At 39.0% G+C, this 19,242-nt stretch carries 10 protein-coding genes and 2 pseudogenes; 11 read left to right on the top strand and 1 reads right to left on the bottom strand.

Annotated features, from left to right (window positions below; all coding sequences use genetic code 11):
* Window positions 1–167 precede the first annotated feature (167 nt).
* Window positions 168–350, bottom strand: a pseudogene (locus OSH00_RS14340) (site-specific integrase); the annotation flags it as partial.
* Between OSH00_RS14340 and OSH00_RS14345 the strand changes: the two are divergent.
* From OSH00_RS14345 to OSH00_RS14400, 11 genes and pseudogenes are all read left to right on the top strand, one after another.
* A pseudogene (locus OSH00_RS14345) lies at window positions 337–474 on the top strand (tyrosine-type recombinase/integrase); the annotation flags it as partial. The pseudogenes OSH00_RS14340 and OSH00_RS14345 sit on opposite strands and share 14 nt — an antisense overlap.
* A 311-nt stretch (window positions 475–785) precedes the next feature.
* Entirely contained in the window at window positions 786–1,220 is a 435-nt protein-coding gene (arsC, locus tag OSH00_RS14350; protein WP_266130985.1) for an arsenate reductase (glutaredoxin), read from the top strand.
* Window positions 1,221–1,278: 58 nt separating this feature from the next.
* On the top strand, window positions 1,279–1,599 hold the full coding sequence (locus tag OSH00_RS14355; RefSeq protein WP_266130986.1) for a metalloregulator ArsR/SmtB family transcription factor: 321 nt from the start codon (window positions 1,279–1,281) through the stop codon (window positions 1,597–1,599).
* 6 nt (window positions 1,600–1,605) lie between these two features.
* The gene (locus OSH00_RS14360; protein ID WP_266130987.1) at window positions 1,606–2,079 is read left to right on the top strand and encodes an arsenate reductase ArsC; all 474 of its coding nucleotides are present in this window, start codon (window positions 1,606–1,608) and stop codon (window positions 2,077–2,079) included.
* Between the two features lie 7 nt (window positions 2,080–2,086).
* The gene (arsB, locus tag OSH00_RS14365; RefSeq protein WP_266130988.1) at window positions 2,087–3,139 is read left to right on the top strand and encodes an ACR3 family arsenite efflux transporter; all 1,053 of its coding nucleotides are present in this window, start codon (window positions 2,087–2,089) and stop codon (window positions 3,137–3,139) included.
* Window positions 3,136–3,840: an arsenical resistance protein ArsH gene (arsH, locus tag OSH00_RS14370; protein ID WP_266130989.1), complete on the top strand. Its 705-nt coding sequence runs from the start codon at window positions 3,136–3,138 to the stop codon at window positions 3,838–3,840. Before arsB ends, arsH begins: the two co-directional genes overlap by 4 nt.
* A 137-nt stretch (window positions 3,841–3,977) precedes the next feature.
* Entirely contained in the window at window positions 3,978–4,163 is a 186-nt protein-coding gene (locus tag OSH00_RS14375; RefSeq protein ID WP_266130990.1) for a hypothetical protein, read from the top strand.
* Between the two features lie 756 nt (window positions 4,164–4,919).
* The gene (locus tag OSH00_RS14385) at window positions 4,920–6,665 is read left to right on the top strand and encodes a ShlB/FhaC/HecB family hemolysin secretion/activation protein (protein WP_266130991.1); all 1,746 of its coding nucleotides are present in this window, start codon (window positions 4,920–4,922) and stop codon (window positions 6,663–6,665) included.
* Between the two features lie 48 nt (window positions 6,666–6,713).
* The gene (locus tag OSH00_RS14390; RefSeq protein ID WP_266130992.1) at window positions 6,714–7,238 is read left to right on the top strand and encodes a toxin-activating lysine-acyltransferase; all 525 of its coding nucleotides are present in this window, start codon (window positions 6,714–6,716) and stop codon (window positions 7,236–7,238) included.
* A gap of 55 nt (window positions 7,239–7,293) precedes the next feature.
* On the top strand, window positions 7,294–18,861 hold the full coding sequence (locus OSH00_RS14395; protein WP_266130993.1) for a two-partner secretion domain-containing protein: 11,568 nt from the start codon (window positions 7,294–7,296) through the stop codon (window positions 18,859–18,861).
* On the top strand, window positions 18,861–19,241 hold the full coding sequence (locus tag OSH00_RS14400; protein WP_266130994.1) for a hypothetical protein: 381 nt from the start codon (window positions 18,861–18,863) through the stop codon (window positions 19,239–19,241). The genes OSH00_RS14395 and OSH00_RS14400 overlap by 1 nt, the downstream gene beginning before the upstream one ends.
* The last annotated feature ends 1 nt before the right edge of the window (window position 19,242 follow it).

Raw genomic sequence — 19,242 nt, forward strand, 5'->3', positions numbered from 1 at the left:
ATTTAAATAAAACAGTAGGTTGTTGATCAAGTTCAACTGACGCCATCTCCACCAAAATTCTTGTTATAAATCAGCCACTTATCTTAAGTGGCTTTTTTATTGCCACATTTTTGCCACACCCCCCACCTTTTTCGCCACATACTTATAAATATTAAAAAAGGCACTTATTAAGTGCCTGTATTTAGTTTTGCCATCTCTATCCTATTTTTATCACCATGTATCCATTTTGCATATCGCTTGATTAGCATTTGCAAGCTATGGCCAAGTTGATCAGCAACGAATACAGGATTAACACCATCCATTAATAACATCGTGACGTAAGTATAACTTGCATTGTATGCATGGCGAATGACTACACATGGATTTAGATCATTATTTAGTACATTAGTGAATGAATCGAATTTATTCAACCCTGATGCTATTGAACAACAACTTGCCTATGCGCCACAGAACCGTATTCGCTCTGCATATAATTGAATGCAATATTGGGACGAACGTGTAAAGATCATGGACTGATATGGGGAGTAAGTAGAAAATTGGTTGCTAAAATTATAGTATGGAAAAAAGAGGCTAAAAAAGCCTCTTATCTTGAGATGATTAAATATTTATCCAACATAAAATTGAGGTGAACCAGAAAGCTATATTTGAATCTATTAGGACATGCCTGGTTTCGCTTTGACCCATTTGTTAATTTAGAGTATTTTTGGGATAATTATATATGGATTTGCATATATATGATAATTCATATATAAAGGTGTTGTAAAATCTCAAAAGAGCTTAATGCGATGACAACTTCATCAAATGTGAAGATTTATCACAACCCAGCTTGTGGAACATCTAGGAATACTTTGGCTTTGATCCGTAATACAGGAGTCGAGCCAATTGTGATTGAATATCTCATTACACCACCTAGTCATGATGAATTAGTGAAATTGATTCAGGACGCAAAATTAACAGTAAGAGAGGCCATTCGCCAGAATGTAGATCTTTATCGGGATTTAGATCTTGATCGTAGCAATTTGAGTGATGAGCAGTTAATTGGTTTTATGCTTGATCATCCAATATTGATTAATCGACCATTTGTTGTTACTGATCTAGGCACTCGCTTAAGTCGTCCCTCAGAAGTTGTCTTAGATATTTTACCATTACCTCAAAAGGGTGCCTTTGCGAAAGAGGATGGTGAAAAAGTGATTGATGAAAATGGTCAACGAGTAAGTTAAAAGTTTACTTTTTGTATATGATTATCTGTATATCCAAATAAGTGAAGGGAAGATAAGAATGGACCAAGTTAATTTTTTTAAATGTTTATCAGATGAAACTCGGCTCAATATCGTGACTTTAGTCACTGAGAATAAAGAATTATGTGTTTGTGATTTGACTGAAAAGTTGCAACTGAGTCAACCAAAGATTTCTAGGCATTTAGCATTATTACGTTCTTCTGGTCTCCTTCAGGACCGAAGACAAAGCCAATGGGTGTATTACAGCATTAATCCTCAGTTACCCACATGGTGCCATGACGTTCTGAATCTTTTGGTAAGCACTCGAACCATAGCGAATAAAGATTCTCATACTATCCAAATAAAAAGTTATTGTGAGTAATAGCGTATGAAATTTCTTTTTTTATGTACTGGCAATAGTTGCCGTAGCATTCTATCAGAAGTGCTTTTTAACAGTCGCGCACTTGAAGGGTGGAAAGCATACAGTGCTGGTAGTAAGCCATCAGGGCAAGTACATCCACTGACCCTTGAGACATTAGAAAATCTTGATCTTTCAACAGATGCTTTGTGGAGCAAAACCATTGATGACTGTGAACAATATCAACCTGACGTGGTGATTACTGTTTGCGATTCAGCAGCTCAGGAAGCGTGTCCACTTTATTTGGGCGGAGCGATTAAGGCGCATTGGGGTTTGGCTGATCCTTCACATTTAGATTTGCCGAAAGAAGAAAAATTAAAAGCATTCCAAATGACTGTTGATCATATCAATCGACGCTTAGACGCTTTATTGGCACTGGATACAGCAAATATGACACGCCCTGAATTGATTGCTGCAATCAATCGCATCTCAGAGATTGCATGAGAACATTATGGCTCAACAAAGATTATCTTTTCTAGATCGCAACCTTACGCTATGGATTTTTATTGCCATGGCATTGGGGATTGCGATCAGTGTGTTTTTTCCGCAAGCCTCCGTTGCTTTAGATAAGATGAGTGTGGATTCGATTAATATTCCAATTGCGATTGGTTTGATCCTGATGATGTATCCACCCTTAGCCAAAGTGAACTATGCAGCGCTACCCCAAGTATTTAAAGACAAAAAAACTTTAACTTTATCACTGCTACAAAACTGGGTGATTGCGCCAGCATTGATGTTTGCATTAGCTATTATTTTTTTGCATAGCTATCCTGAATATATGACAGGTTTAATCCTGATAGGACTGGCTCGCTGTATTGCAATGGTTTTGGTATGGAATGGGTTAGCCTGTGGTGATAACCAATATGTAGCTGCATTGGTCGCTTTTAACAGCATCTTCCAAATTTTATTTTTCAGTACGTATGCGTGGTTGTTCTTGACCTTCTTACCACCTTATTTTGGTGTTGCAGGGCAAGTGATCAATGTCGATTTCTGGACGATTACCCATGCGGTATTGGTGTATTTGGGAATTCCATTTTTACTTGGCTTTATTACGCGGTTCACTCTAATGAAAGCAAAAGGTCTGGATTGGTATCAAAATGTTTTCTTACCTAAAATCAGTCCACTGAGTTTGTTGGCTTTATTGTTCACGATTGTGGCGATGTTTAGCCTAAAAGGTAACGATGTGGTGAGCTTACCGATGGACGTCTTGCGTATTGCCATTCCATTGACGATTTACTTCATCGTGATGTTCTTCATTAGCTTCTTTATGAGCAAATGGATGGGGAACGATTATCCTAAAACCACAGCAATTTCGTTTACTGCTGCTGGGAACAACTTTGAGTTGGCGTTGGCTGTAGCGATTGCAACCTTTGGTTTAGCTTCACCAGTCGCTTTTACCACGGTAATTGGACCATTGGTTGAAGTGCCTGTGTTGATTGCTTTAGTCAGTGTGTCTTTGTGGCTTAAAAAAAAGTTTTTTAAAGAAGAGGTATCAATTCTATGACTCTCCCAAATGTAGATATGAATCTTCTCGATCAACCTACTTTAGATAAAGTACGGGCAAAGGAGCTGAATCATTCACCTCGTATTTTGTTGCTCTATGGCTCTAACCGTGAGCGTTCATATAGCCGATTGGCGGTAATGGAAGCAGGACGTATCTTGGAGCAGTTTGGTGCTGAAGTGAAAATCTTTCATCCTAAAGGTTTGCCCTTACCTGAAGATGCAGATACTGAGCATCCAAAGGTGAAAGAATTGCATGATTTACTTGCTTGGACAGAAGGAATGGTGTGGTGCTCACCTGAACGTCATGGCGCTATGAGTTCAATTTTTAAATCACAAATTGACTGGATACCATTGGCAGGCGGTGCAATTCGCGCAACGCAAGGAAAAACTTTGGCCTTGATGCAGGTGAGTGGTGGTTCGCAGTCATTTAACAGCTTAAACCAGATGCGTATTTTAGGTCGTTGGATGCGCATGATCACCATTCCTAACCAATCATCGATTCCAAAAGCTTTTTTAGAGTTTGAAGAAGATGGCAGGATGAAACCTTCATCCTTCTATGATCGAATTGTCGATGTAATGGAAGAGCTGTATAAATTTACGCTACTGACACGTGGGCAAAGTCAGTATCTTACAGATCGTTATTCAGAGCGAAAAGAGTCAGCTGAAGAGTTATCAAAACGTGTTAATCAGCGCAATCTATAAATATGAACTTACATATGTACTCTATACCCGGATAAAAAATATTTATCTTGATTAAGTTTTAAGTGATCACAGATAACAAAATATAGATTGAAGAAAATGCGAAATAATTTTATTTTCTTATCAAAGAGGAGTCGATCATGAAATATTTTTTATTACTAATGACATTATTAGGCAGCGTGGGGCTTACGGCTTGTGCTGTACATACACGTGAAGGAAGTATTGTTGTTGATCCAGAAGGCCGACTGAATGATGGTCGTTATAATGATGGTCATGGGAATGGACGTTTCTGTCCACCAGGGCAAGCGAAGAAAGGGAATTGTTAGTAGTTTATCAAACTCATTGGTCCATAAATAAATATACAAAAAATTAGTGATCAAGATTGTGTGAATTGGAGTTGTATGAAAAATAAAATATCAATAAAATATAATATTATTGATTTGGTTCAACTGACGCCATCTTCATAAAACTCAATTTAGAGATGTTTGGTTGATTGTAAAAAGCCCTTTAAATCAATATTAAAGGGCTTTTTGCCTAAATTACTATCACCCTCGATCACTAATATTATTCGAGAATAATGCACTATCGAAATTTGATTTTATATAAGAAAGTACATGCAGTCATTCTACTAAGAAAGAATGCAATGCCTTGGAAAGATACAAAAATTTGTTCTCTAGAAGATACTGAACTGTAATGTTTGAATGATTAATCTTGCAAAGTAGAGCCGATAAATTTGTGGAATTAGGTCGAGCTAATCCCCCAAGTTATGCCCTAAATTTGAGTTGCTTGAGTAAGTATTAACATTTAAGTCTTTGTGCAATAATGCCGTTTTGAGTTAAGTTAAAATAAATATTTTAAATGCGATATTTTTAGTCTATTGCTCATTTTTTTGAGAAAAGTATCAATGTTTACAAACTCGTACTTTTTTAAGGTATGGGCATTTTTATGACTACAAATTATTGATTATTGTATAATTTAAAATATTGTTTAGAATTTATTAAAGACTATACTGCTTGTCCTATTTACAAAGTGTAAACATTTAAACATAATAAAACGTAAAGTACATCACAATTACTATTGACATGAAAAATTTAAAATTTAATAAGGTTACGATAGCCGTTTTATTCATGATTTTGGGAACAACTACACGTGCAGATGATCCACAAATACATCCAGCGTTGACGACAGATGCTGTACAGCGCCAACAACAACGTGATGAAGCATTACAAAAACAATTACAGCCTGAAGCTGTAGTACAGACGGGCTTGGCGCAACAATTAATTACACAGCCTCAGCTCCAATATCTAAAATCACACAGTGAAGATGTGTGTTTTGACATTAAAAAGTTTGTATTGATTGGTGATGATGCTCGTAAATTTACTTTTGCGATGCGTCCTGTGACCCAAGGTCAACATAATTTAATTGGACGCTGTATTGGAGTACAGGGATTAAACCAAGCCTTAGATTTAATCCAAAACAGCATCATTAGTCATGGCTATGTCACTACACGCATGCTTTTGCCTCAACAGAACATCGCTTCTGGTGAAATTAAACTCCAAGTCATCGCAGGCAAGATTGACCAAGTACAATTTGCTCAAGGGACGTCTAAGCGCGCGCACAAATTTAATGCTTTGCCTGTTCGAACTGGGGGTATTTTAAATATTCGAGATATTGAGCAAGGTTTAGAAAACTTTAAACGCGTACCGACTGTTGAAGCAGATTTTAAGATTAAACCTTCAGAGCAACGTAAAGAACCAGGGTACAGTGATCTGGAACTCGCTTGGCAACAATCCAAGCCTTACCGCATTCATTTGGGGATTGATGATGCAGGTTCAGATTCAACAGGAAAATATCAAGGCACAGCAACTTTATCTTTAGACCATCTGTTTACCGCAAATGATTTATTTTATGGCAGTTATAACCATGATCTTGGTGGTGGTGATTCGGGTAAACGTGGCACAGATGGTTATTATTTAAGTTATAGCATTCCGTTTCGATACTGGATGCTGAGTAGCAGCTATAGCCAATCTGATTATAATCAGACGGTTGCAGGCGCCAGTGAAAGTTATAGCTATAGCGGGAAAAGTAAGCTGATTGGCGCAGATTTATCGCGTGTCCTTTATCGAGATGCAAAACGCAAAACTACGGCCAGTGTTGGTGGATGGTATCGAGAATCGCAAAACTTCATCAATGATGTAGAAATAGAAGTACAGCGCCGTAAGACAGCAGGATGGAAAGCCAGTCTGGACCATACCGAATATTTAGCCCATGCAACCTTAAACGGAAATTTAACCTATAAGCGTGGTACAGGCGCATTTAATGCAATGCGTGCCCCAGAAGAAGAGTTTGGTGAAGCTTATACCCATGTTGGGATTTTACAAGCCAATGCTAGTCTTCAAGTTCCATTTAAGGTGGGCAATCAAGCACTACAATATCTTGCTGAATGGCGAACTCAACATAGTCAAAAACCATTGACACCTCAAGACCGTTTTTCGATTGGGAACCGTTATACCGTAAGAGGTTTTGATGGTGAACAGACTTTATTGGCAGACAATGGATTTTTGGTCCGCAATGAAATTAGTGGCTCGATGTTTAAGCTACCCATGCAATGGTACACCGGCATTGATTATGGTGAGGTCGGTGGAAAAACAGCGTATGAACCTAATCCATTGTTGGGAACCAGCTTAATGGGTGCTGCCTTTGGATTGCGTGGTCAAATTTTAAAATCCGTCAGTTATGACGTTTTTGTTGGCACACCATTAAAAAAACCAGACCACTATAGAACAGATAAGGTGACAACAGGCTTTAGCCTGAACTGGATGTATTAAGTCTAATCATTAAGCCAAATAAATATTTAAAAAGAATAGGTTGAAACCATGAAATTTGAAGATATAGATGTCATTTCACCCGCGTTATTTCCCAAAGAACAATGGAATGAAGCTGAGGTTCTTGGCGCAATGACATGGTTGTGGCTTTTATCTGAAAATTGTAAGCACTCAACAGTATCGGATATGGCAAGACGTGTTTTACCTGTGATTAAAAGTCGTCAATTTGCACTGTTTAGTCAGGGTTCTCAACCATTGGGCTATATTTCATGGGCGAATTTAGATGAACAATCTGAGGCTGAATATGTACATTCAGAACCATGGATCTATAGCCAACAAAATTGGAATTGTGGTGATCGCATGTGGTTGATCAATTGGTTTGCGCCTTTGGGCCAAAGTGCTTTGATTAAGCACCTCATTGAAAAACACTTATTTCCTGAGCAATGTTTTAGAGCGCTTTATCATAAGGGCGCTATTCGTGGGCTTAAAGTCATGACATTCCATGGCAAATCGGTTTCTAAGTTAGAAACTCAGGATTGGATTAAACAACATCCGATTCTTGCCACTGATCATTGATGGATTTCAAAAAATTCAACATTGAAAAAAGATTAAAAAATTAAGGTAAAACATTATGAATAAGAATCGTTATCGTATTATTTTTAGCCAAGCGCGTGGCATGTTTATTGCGGTTGCTGAGATTGTAAAAAGCCGTACAAAAACGGCAGGGCAATCACATGCGATTGGTGAAATCGAAATAGAGGATGTCACAGGCGCATCTTCAATCACTTATAAAAAGCTAAATCCAGTCAACTTTGCAGTGGTGAGTTTATTAGGCGCGGCAATTTATACCTTGCCGATGGCGACAATCGCTGAAAGCCATATCGTTGCAGATAAATCAGCACCCAATTCACAACAAGCGACCATACTCAATACCAGTAATGGCTTAACACAAGTCAATATTCAAACCCCAAGCGCAGGCGGTGTATCACGTAATACCTATACCCAATTTGATGTTGGGCAAGAAGGTGCGATTCTGAATAATGCGCGAAACAACACCCAAACCCAATTGGGTGGTTGGGTGCAAGGTAACCCTTGGCTGGCCAAAGGCGAAGCTAAAGTTATTTTAAATGAAGTGAACAGTAGTAATCCAAGTCAACTCAAAGGCTATTTGGAAGTTGCAGGTAAACAAGCTCAAGTGGTGATTGCCAATCCGTCAGGTTTGGTCTGTGATGGTTGTGGGGTGATTAATGCAGACCGTTTTACTTTAACGACGGGTCAGGCGGTGATGCATCAAGGTTATCTTGATTCGTTTCGAGTGCGTGAAGGTCAAGTCACGATTGAAGGGAAAGGCTTAAATGGAAGTTTAACGCCTTATACGGATATCTATACACGTGCTTTAAATGTCAATGCAGGCTTATATGCCAATGAGCTCAAAACAGTATTGGGTCAAAACGACATCAGTATTCAAGACCCATCTGCACCACAAATTGCCAAAGCAGCGAGCGGAACGAATACAACATCTCAACCAAACTTTGCCCTTGATGTGGGTCAATTGGGTGGCATGTACGCTGGAAAAATCTATTTGGTCGGAACTGAAAATGGTTTAGGTGTACGTAATGCAGGCTCAATCAATGCAACGACAGGGCAACTAAGTTTAAGTGCCAATGGTGATCTGACCAATACGGGCAATATGATTGCCAATAAAGATCAAGTTATTGTTCAAGCACAAGACGTTAAGAATAGTGGCAATATCAGTAGCACCCAACACAAAATTCAAATCCAAGCCGATAATTTTCAAAACAATGGTTTGATTGCGACCAATGATGAAATTAAACTCAAAGTTCAAGGTGAAATTAACAATAATGAAGGTGTGATTAATGCTGGACGAGTTGATTTTACTGCGCAAAACTTAAGTAATAATAAAGGTAAAATCGAACAAACAGGTCAGCAACAACTCAATATCCACAGTAAAACTTTAGACAATAGCTTAGGTCTGATCGGGCAGGCGGCGAAAGAGAATACAGGTACGGGACAGCAACCTGGCGGCACAACAGAACCTACAGTGACAGATCCCGAGCAGCAATCTACCGCAAAAGATTCCAGTACAGTTGGTGTAGCTGAACCGTCAGATTTAACTCCAAAGACTTTTGAAGCTGGGCATATCCAGATTGCTCAAGATATTGCCAATATTGAAGGTCGTATTGTAAACAATGCAGATATCAGTCTAAACGTACAAGACAGCATTAAAAACAAGGGCGGTGAAATTCAACTGCCTGAATTACAATTTAATGGACAAAATTTCGAAAACCAACAAGGTAAATTGACGGCTAAAGTGGTGAATATCACAGCTCAGAATGTAGATAACCAGAAAGGTCTGATTGATGCCAATCAAAGCTTTGATTTAACGGCACAAAAACTTAACAATAGCCAAGGCCGTTTACAAAGTGCCAAAACATTCAACCTCACCTCGACCAAGATTGATAACAGCCTAGGTCAAATCCTTGCTGCGGATGCACTCACTCTAACTTCTGTGAATACGAATAATACACAAGGCGTAATGGGTTCAGTGAATGCGGATGCCAAACTTTCTATTCAAACTTTAGACAATACTCAAGGGGAGATTTCGGCACAGAATGTACACCTGACAGGCCAGAACTTAAATAACCAACAGGGTACGATCCAGTCTAAAGCAGCTGATCTCAATATCAGTGTGGGACAAATTGATAATGGTACGATGCAGGATTCAGCAGGGAATTTGATTGCTGCACAAAACCTAAAATTGGATGCACAGCAGTTACAAAGTACTGGGCAAATTTATGCTGGCAATAGTGCTGATTTAACAGTCACTCAGTTGAAACAGCATGGTCAGCTTGCTGCACACCACCGAATTAATGTTCAGTCAAACAGCATTGAAAGTAATCAAAATGCCGTATGGGCAGCTGGATTAGACAAAGACGGAAAACTCAGCAATACCGATGCCATCCTTAATATTGATGGACAAAATGTACAGATTGCAGGCAAGATTTTATCAGGCAAACAAATTCAAATTAAAGCAGTTCAACGCACGGACTTAAGCCAAAGTGAAAGCCAAGCCAAAAACGTTAAAATTGAAACTACACAGCTGAATACAAGCAATACCAAAATCATTGCAGATCAGCAATTGGATTTAACTGCAACGCAAAATATTGTCAATCAAAAAGGACAGTACAGTGCGGAACACGTCACTATACATACAGCACAGTTGAACAATGATCAGGGCTTAATTCAACATACAGGTAAACAAGATTTTATTCTGGATGTGGCGGATCAGATTGATAACCATGCTGGTCAGATGATCAGTAATGCCAACAATACAGAAATTAAAACCAATATTTTAAACTCCACAGCAGGTGAAATTCTCCATGCAGGCGATCAGCAGTTAAAAATTACAGCGCAAAACTTGCAAGGACAACAGGGTAAAATCCAAAGTAATAGCCATCTACAACTCGAATTAGGCACAGCCAACCTAGACCAAGCCAGCACCTCAGCGCAACAGATTGATTTAAATGCCACAGCACTCAGCCATCAACAAGGGCAATTGATTCAAAGTGATGCCAATGGACAACTGAATCTGAATGTTGCGCAAACACTGAATAATACTTCAGGTGTAATCAGTGCTGCGGGTCATGCGAACTTTAAAACTGCCGATTTAAATAACCAACAAGGTGTGATCCAAACGCTTGAAGATAAAGATTTAACGATTCTTAGTCAGAAATTGGAAAATCAGTCAGGTAAAATTATTGCAGGACGCAATGTTGATCTACAGACAGATCAATTGAATAACGATGCTGGTACTGTTTATGCAGCAGGAAAATTAGGACTGCATGCAACACAAGATGTTTCCAACCAACAGGGTTTAATTGCTTCAAAACTGCAACTGACGATAGAAGCCAAAAATCTCAATAATCAAAAAGGTCAGATACAAACTGAATCTGGCGATGCAAGTTTGAAGATTACGCAGAGCTTGAATAATCAGGCAGGGAGTATTCAAAGTGGCAACGCATTAAATATTGATGCTGCACATGTTGAAAACCAAGGTGGTCAATTACTTGCGGGTACTGATGCCAAGATAGATGTTGCACAGTTCAATAACCAATCAGGCACAATCTATACTAAAAAACAACTGGATCTGAATGTTTCAGGTACAACGGATAACAGTGCAGGTATACTTGCAGCAGACCAAAATCTCAATCTAAATACACAGAATTTATTCAATCAAGCAGGACAAATCCGTTCAGAAAATGCGGATGTAAATCTTAGTATTATTCAAGATATTCAGAACAATAGCGGATTAATTTCAGCCGCGAAAAATCTGAATTTAACTGCACAGAACGTTATTTCGCAAAAAGGTAAAATCCAGTCGGGTGCAAATGCCAATGTTCAAGTCAATCATTTGAATAATACCGAAGGTGTTGTATATGCCGCTGAACAATTACAGCTCTTAGCCACAGGTGAGCTCAACAATACTCAAGGTGTTGTTGCTGCTGAACAATTGACGGACATCAAAGCTGACTCCGTCATCAATGATGTAGGGCAAATTCGTTCACAAAAAGATCAACTTAAACTCCATGTTCAAAACAATATCAGCAACCAATCAGGTGAAATCTCCGCAGCAAAAGCCATTGAATTGAATGCAGCCAAAATCACCAATCAAAAAGGTAAAGTGATTGCGGATAAGTCTGTTACTGCTACTGTCCAACAGTGGGACAATACAGAAGGTACGGTCTATGCCAAAGATCAATTACAATTAACGGTTGCAGAACAACTCAATAACCAATCAGGTACGATTGCAGCTAATCAACTCGTTCAGATTCAAGCTAAAAATCTGAACAATACGGCAGGCAAAATCCGTTCAGAACAGAATCAACTGGATTTGAACGTAGAGCAGAACCTCAACAATCAGTCAGGTGAAATATTTGCAGGCACGCAAGCCAAGATTAATGCAGCGGCACTGAATAACCAACAGGGCACCATCTATAGCAAAAATCAGTTGGATTTAAGCAGCAAGCAATTGAACAATCAGCAAGGGCAGATCTACTCTGAAGATCAAGCACAAATTCATGTTCAAGGGGATATTCAAAACCATAAGGGTGTATTGCTTGCTGGGAAAAATTTAGATATACAAAGCCATGTTTTGGATAATACTGAAGGTACGATTAGATCAGAAAAATCTGATCTTCAGATTGCTGCACAAGGACAATTGATTAACCAAAACGGCGATATTTACGCAGCACAAAATGCACAATTGACTGCTGTTGGTGTGGACAACAACAATGGACAAATTGCATCAAATGGCTTGGTGAGTTTAGACAGCCAACAACAGCAATTGAATAATCAAAACGGAAAAATAATTGCTAAAACAGTGGCGTTAAAAACAGGAAAACTGGATAACCAAACAGGCTTAATTCAAGCTGAACAGTCAGTTAAGATTGATACACAACAAAATACCTTGCTAAATAATCATTCAGGAAGCAATGCGGGAATACTCAGCCAAGGCAGTCTTGATCTGCTCAATATTACTCAGCTTGAAAATACCAGCGGTTATATTGCAGCGATTGGCTCAGGCAATATCACTGCACAGAATATTAATAACAACAGCGGTCAAATCAATAGCCAAGCAGACTTAAACATTCATCAGAAAACAATTGGCGGACGTATTGATAACCTTGCTGGGCAAATTCAGGCACAGCAAAATGTCAGTTTAAATTCAGATACGATCAATAATAGTGGTGTAGGTAGTCATATTGTTGCAGGTGAAAAACTGACTGCAACGGCTAATCAATTCATCAATGCGCAGACCAAGGATAGCACTGTACTGGGTGGACTTGATGCGAAACATATTGAAATCAATGCACAAATACTCGATAACCAATCTGGTGTGATCCGTGCCAGCGACAATGCCATATTGAATATCAGCCAAGCATTAAAAAATCAATTGGGTTCAATCAGCAGTTTAAATACACTCAGTATGGGTACAGCGAATAAGACGCTGAATTTAAATAATACAGAGGGTGAATTATTAGCAAAGAATCAACTCAATATTAAAGCCAATGAATTGATTAACAAAGGTAAGATCATCAGTGAGGGTAATGTCGATATCGACTTAAAACAAAGCTATACCCATACCCAAGCAGATCAAATTGCTGCCAATGGCACATTAAAGCTCAGCACAGAACAAGACTTAATCAATCAGTCTGAACTGACCGCAGGGCAAAAAGTTGAACTCAATGCAAAAAATATTCAAAACCAAGTAGGTGCGAGTATTTCATCCAATGAGACCCATCTGATTGCTCAAGATACCGCACACAACCAAGGTTTAATCAATGGTGAGCTGACCCATATTCAGGCCAATCGTGTTTGGAATGATGGCGCACGGATTTATGGTACGCATGTTGCGATACAGGCCAACACCTTAGATAACAAGTCCAACTCGGCTGGCACAGGCGCAGTGATTGCCTCCCGTGGTGATATGGATTTAGGCATTCAAATCTTAAATAATCAGTCGGGTGGTATAGTTAAAGAAAGTGCGCGAGATAATGCATGGATCTTTAGTGCAGGTGATTTAAATGTTGGTGGAAGTTTAGATACAGATCTAAAAGCCCAAGGCAATGCGGATAAAATCTATAATGGCAGTGCGGTGATTGAGTCACTTGGTGATATGTACCTAGGTGCCAAATCGATCCAAAATATCAATGAAAACCTTGTTATAAATAAGTTGGTTGAAAAAAGCCGAGAAAAAGTAACCGAATATGAACGTGATGGACAACGTTGGGACTCGAGTATAATTCGACTTGGAAATTCCAGTCGAGGATTAAGTGATGCAGTTTTATTTGTACCTGAGGTGGAGGGTGGTGCTCCAACCAAAGAAATAGGTGAGGAGTGGACACGTTATATCTATACCAATATCCATAGTGAAGATGAGGTGCAGTCTACTAGTCCTGCGCAGATTATTGCAGGGAGGAATCTTGGATTTGATAATAATGCAGTATTTAGCAATAAAGACAGTCAAGTTCTGGTGGGTTTAGCCATTACCAATGGTCTTGATAAGATTATTAATGATGCTACTCAGCTCTACAGTCAAGATTCTGTTGCATCAGGTGGATTTAGTAATACCCATTCCGTCGGTTGGAATAAAACTCATACCAGCCATAAACATGAATGGGGGCGGGATGTTAATTATTCACCAGCACCAAAATCTGAAACGATGCCAATCAAGCTGGGTATAGTCAAAGAATACACGACAAGTCAATCAGATAATCCTGTTGAAAAATTAACAGTAGCGCAAGTCCAACAAAAAATAGAAGATGCTCAAAAAGCCATACAAAGTGCTTTAAACACCCAAGAAGTTCACAAGCAGCAAATAGACTCGAAGTCTGGAACGGTTGTACAAGAAAGCGCAAGTGATGCACAACAACCGCTTGCACCAGATCAATTGGATGTCAATGCAAAACAGTCTACAGATGTGAATGCTCAACAACATGATGTAGATCAGGTCAAAAACCATCAAGTTGAGGGTGTAACAACTGATTCAACTGCAATCAGCCAGACAGGTGAAATAGCGGTACGGACGATTTCGCAAGATTATTTGACGCTACCGAGCAATGCATTATTTATTAGCACCAAAGATAGCCAAGCAAAATATTTGGTCGAAACAGATCCAGCCTTTTCTAATTATAAAAAATGGCTGTCGTCTGACTATATGTTAGATGCGATGGATCTTGATCCAGCGTTGAAACAAAAACGCTTAGGGGATGGTTACTATGAGCAACGCTTAGTTCAAGACCAAGTGGCAAAACTCACAGGTTACCGCTTCCTTGAAGGCTATGGTTCTGATGAAGAACAGTATAAGGCATTGATGAATAATGGTTTAAGCTTTGCCAAACTTTATAACTTAAGACCAGGTATTGCTTTAACCGATGCTCAAATTGCGCAACTTACTAGCGATATTGTGTGGATGGAAGAAAAAACCATCAAACTCGCGGACGGTACGACGACCAAAGCTTTAGTGCCACAGGTTTATGTTCAAGCCAGAGTAGGTGATCTAAAAGGTGATGGAACACTGATCTCAGCTGACTCGATTAAATTAGATGTCAAAGGTGATGTAATTAATTCAGGGACGATTGCAGGACGACAAGCGGTTGTACTCAGTGCGGATAACATAAAGTTATTGAATGGTAGGATTCAAGGGAATCAAGTCGGGCTAAATACGCGTCAAGATTTAAATATTGTTGGCGGTCAAATTCAAGCTGATCAAGCCGTTGATTTAAATGTAGGGCGAAACTTTAATTTAGAAAGTTCAACGCAAAGCAGTCAAAATATTGTTGGTGAAAGTGTATTTAGCTACACAGGTTTGGATCGTTTGGCAGGCATTTATACCAATGCCCCTTTAAAGCAAGCTGATGGAAAAAATCTAACAACTTCGATTTCAATCAAAGTGGGTGGAGATACGACTTTAAAAGCCGCTGAGATTCAGAATAACAATGGTTCAACTAGAATTCAGACTCAAGGAAATTTGGACATTGGCGGTATCTCGACTGAGATTAATAATCGTGGATATGCTGATCAAGATAATTATAATTATAGTAAAAAACAGCAAGATGTAGGATCTGTGATTCAAAGTGTAGGTGACACCCGTTTGCAAGCTGAAAATATCGCAGTGAAAGGTTCACAAGTTTCCAGTGAGAAGGGTTCAACGATACTATCAGCTCAACAGAATATTGATATATCAGAGGGTAGAAAAGTATCAGATATTGAGCAAGCTACACAGTTTTCGAGTAAAGGGGTTTTAAGTAGTAAGTTAGAACAAGAACGTACACGTCATCTGAGTGATGAGGCTGTTGCGAGTACGCTTGATGGCAAAAATGTGATTCTTGATGCCAACAATATCAATATCCGTGGTAGTCAGGTGGTCTCTGACGAACTCACCCAGATTCAGGCGAAAGAGAATGTCAGTATTACGGGTGCTGAAAATAAATACCTAGATTATTCAGAGTCGAGCGTTAAAAAATCAGGTTTGATGTCAAGTGGCGGAATTGGTTTTAGTGTGGGTTCAAAGAAAGAGCGTACGGAACAAGAACAAACTAAACATACCAATACAGGATCGAGCGTTGGCAGTTTAAATGGCAATACCAATATTATTGCAGGCAAAACTTACCAGCAAACAGGAAGTACGGTTTCCTCACAAAAAGGTGATGTAAATATATTGGCACAACAAGTCAATATTGAAGCTGCAAAAGAACAAAGCACGCGTGATTATAAATATGAAATGGAACAAAAGGGCTTAACGCTTGCTGTGAATGTTCCAGTGGTCAGTGCTGTTCAATCCGCATTGGATTCAAGTAAACAGGTGGGTCAAAGCAAGAACGACCGTGTCAATGCAATGGCAGCAGCCAATGCAGGATTTGATGCTTATAAAGCTGGACAATCTCTTCAACAAATTGGCAAGGTTGTGAGTGATATTAAAAACGCGAGCAACGTAGAAGTCGGTGTAAGTCTGACTTACGGTGAACAGAAAAATACCCAATTTAGCCATTCAGAAAGTACGACTGCGAGTCAGAGCCAAGTTTATGCAGGTGGAAAAACCAATATAGTTGCCACAGGCGCAGGTGAAAAATCCAATATTAATATTATTGGTTCAGATGTTGTGGGTATGCAAGGGACTCATTTGGCAGCCGACCATGATGTGAACATTAAAGCGGCTGAACAAAAAACCATTGAAGCGTCTGGGAACAAGAGTGCAGGTTGGAATGCTGGGGTTTCAGTCAGTAGTCAAACAGGGTTTGGGGTCACTGCTGGAGGAAATCTGGGTAAAGGCAAAGGCAATGGCACAGACACCAGTTATGTGAACAGTCATGTGGGTTCTAAAGACAGTTCAACCACGATCAGCAGTGGCAATGCGACCAATATTATTGGTGGTCAAGTACAAGGTAAAGGTGTACAGATTGATGCCAATGAGCTGAACATCGAAAGCTTACAGGACAAAGCAACCTACAAGAGTAAGCAACAAAATATCTCAGGACAAGTCAGTGTCGGAACCAATGGTGCCAATGCCTCAGGTAGTTTTAGTAAGTCGAATGTAAATGCCAATTATGCTTCGGTAAATGAACAGTCAGGTATTTTTGCAGGAGATGACGGTTATCAGATCAATGTGAAGAATAATACTGATTTGAAAGGTGCGATCATTACTTCGACACAAACTGCTGAAAACTTAAAGAAAAATAGTTCGGATACAGGCACATTGACGTATTCAGATATTCGTAACGTCAGTGAGTATGATGCTAAAGGGATAAGTTTAAGTGCAGGGTTTAATGCAGGCAAAAGTGATGAAAAAGGTGGTAAAACGCCTGATACTGTACTTTCTACACCAAACAAAATTGATCAACATGCAACCACGACCACAGGTGTAAGTAAGTCGATCGGTTTTGGTTTAGACAGTGATAAAGATAGCAGTGTGACCAAGAGCGGTATCAATACGTCTAATATCACCATTCGAGATGAACAGAGTCAGCAAGCATTAACAGGTAAAACCGCTGAGCAGATCAAGTCGGACATCTTGACTAGTGTAACGACAGATACAGCCCGAGAAAACAGTGGTGCGTTGAAAAATAACTTTGATAAAGACAAGGTTCAAAGTGAAATCAACTTACAGATGGAGGTGACGAAGAAGTTTGGAGAGAATGCGCCTAAGGCTGTAGCTGATTTTGCTGAAAGTAAGGCAGATGCTCTAAGAAAACAAGGACAAGAGAATGAAGCAAGGAAATGGGATGAGGGTGGTGTATACCGAGTAGCAGCACATTCAGCACTTGGTGCATTAATGGGGGGGGATCTAACAAGCACATTAGCAGCTGGAACAACAGCAGCTTCAGCACCAACTTTAAATAAAATACAAGATCAAGTGCAATCCAGTCTAGAAGCCAGTGGTTTATCCAAAAGTGTAGCAGAAGGGTTAAGTGGTTTTGTCACGACAGCAGCAGCTTTTGGTATTGGGAATACTATAGGTGGAAATACTTCAACAGGTGGAATTTCTGCAAATATTGATATGAATAATCGCCAACTTCATATTGATGAAATTGCAATGCTCAAGAAAGAGGCGGCTAAATTAGCAACCCAAAATGGTCAAATGAGTCGAGATGGTTATGAATATTGGTTCACTCTTTTATATAGTGTTGCCTATAGCAAAGTAGATACAAAAGGTCGTGAACAGCTGATGTCCATGGCAAAACAATGGGATGAGGCTGGCAAAAATACGAATGATTTTAGCTTACAACAACTATCTAAAAATATTACATATGCATCAAAGATAGTTAATTCGATGGCAGGTAAGGTTATAACAGATAGTAGTAATAAACCAATTATAGAAAATGGATCAGTTGTAAAAGCATTCCAAGCGACAGATTCACAAAGACAAAATACATCCCTATTTGGATATGATTTAAAAACGGCAGGCTTAAAAGCAAAAGATGACCCGAAAAGTTATGGAAGTTCAGGAACGGCCAATAAAACAGCGCAAGGTACAGTAAGAAGAGAGAATGAAGATTTAGTAGATGGTTTGGAAAAAGGATCTAAAGGTGTAGTTCCTGTTTATCCTGAATTAGAGTTAATAGGTTCAGGTAAGTTAATCAAAGATTCAGCTAAATTGATTTTAGAAAAACAAGCAGCTAAATTAGCTTCAAAAAAGGCTGAAGAAGCAGCATTAAAAAAACAAACTGTTGAGAGTAATAGTCGTGTAGAAGATTATCAACAATATGATCAATATCGAGAAGAGAATGCTGTACATTGGAAAACAAAAGAGCCATTATCTGGTGGGAATTGGGCTTGGGAAAAAGAAGCACCTAATGGCGGAGCAGTTTTAGGCTCTGAAAAAATTCGGTCAACAGTAGTGGGTGAAAAGATAGATCGATTTGGTGCAGAAACGGGATCGTATATGGCTCCTTCTAAAGTTCCTTTAGATCAGCGTTCGTTACCACCCGGAACTTTGAGGCCAAATTCATTACATAATTATGTAGTTTTGAAAGAGTTTAAAGTGAGAGATGAAATTATTTCACCAGCTTTCGGTCAGCCTGGCGGAGGGTCGCAAATCCGTGCAATAATTCCAGAAGTACCAAATGGATATGCTAATGTTGAGCAATTAAAAAGATTTGGATATTTAGGTGATAAATAATGAAAATTGAAATTGATGGTGAATATGAAGGTTTAGGTGAAAATAAATTTAAATTTTACTTAAATGAATTAGAACGTAACTCTGTGTTATCTAATGCTGAGGCAATTGCTTATAAACAATTAAAAGAAGAGTTAATAAATCATGGAAAAAATGCGCTTATTGCTAATATTGGGGAGTCAGAAGCTAGTTATATTGATGGAGGAATGTGTATTTGCAGAGATGGTGATTTTTGGCTTGTATTTCATAGTGAAAGAAACATAAGGTCGCAATTATCAATATTTAGTTCTCCTTATGATGCTGCAAACTACTTTCTTTGGATTTCTTTATGTAGTCCTAGAAACAAAAATATTTCTATAGGGTGTATACCGAAAGTACAGTAAT

This window comes from Acinetobacter nematophilus (assembly GCF_026344175.1).
Taxonomy (GTDB): domain Bacteria; phylum Pseudomonadota; class Gammaproteobacteria; order Pseudomonadales; family Moraxellaceae; genus Acinetobacter; species Acinetobacter nematophilus.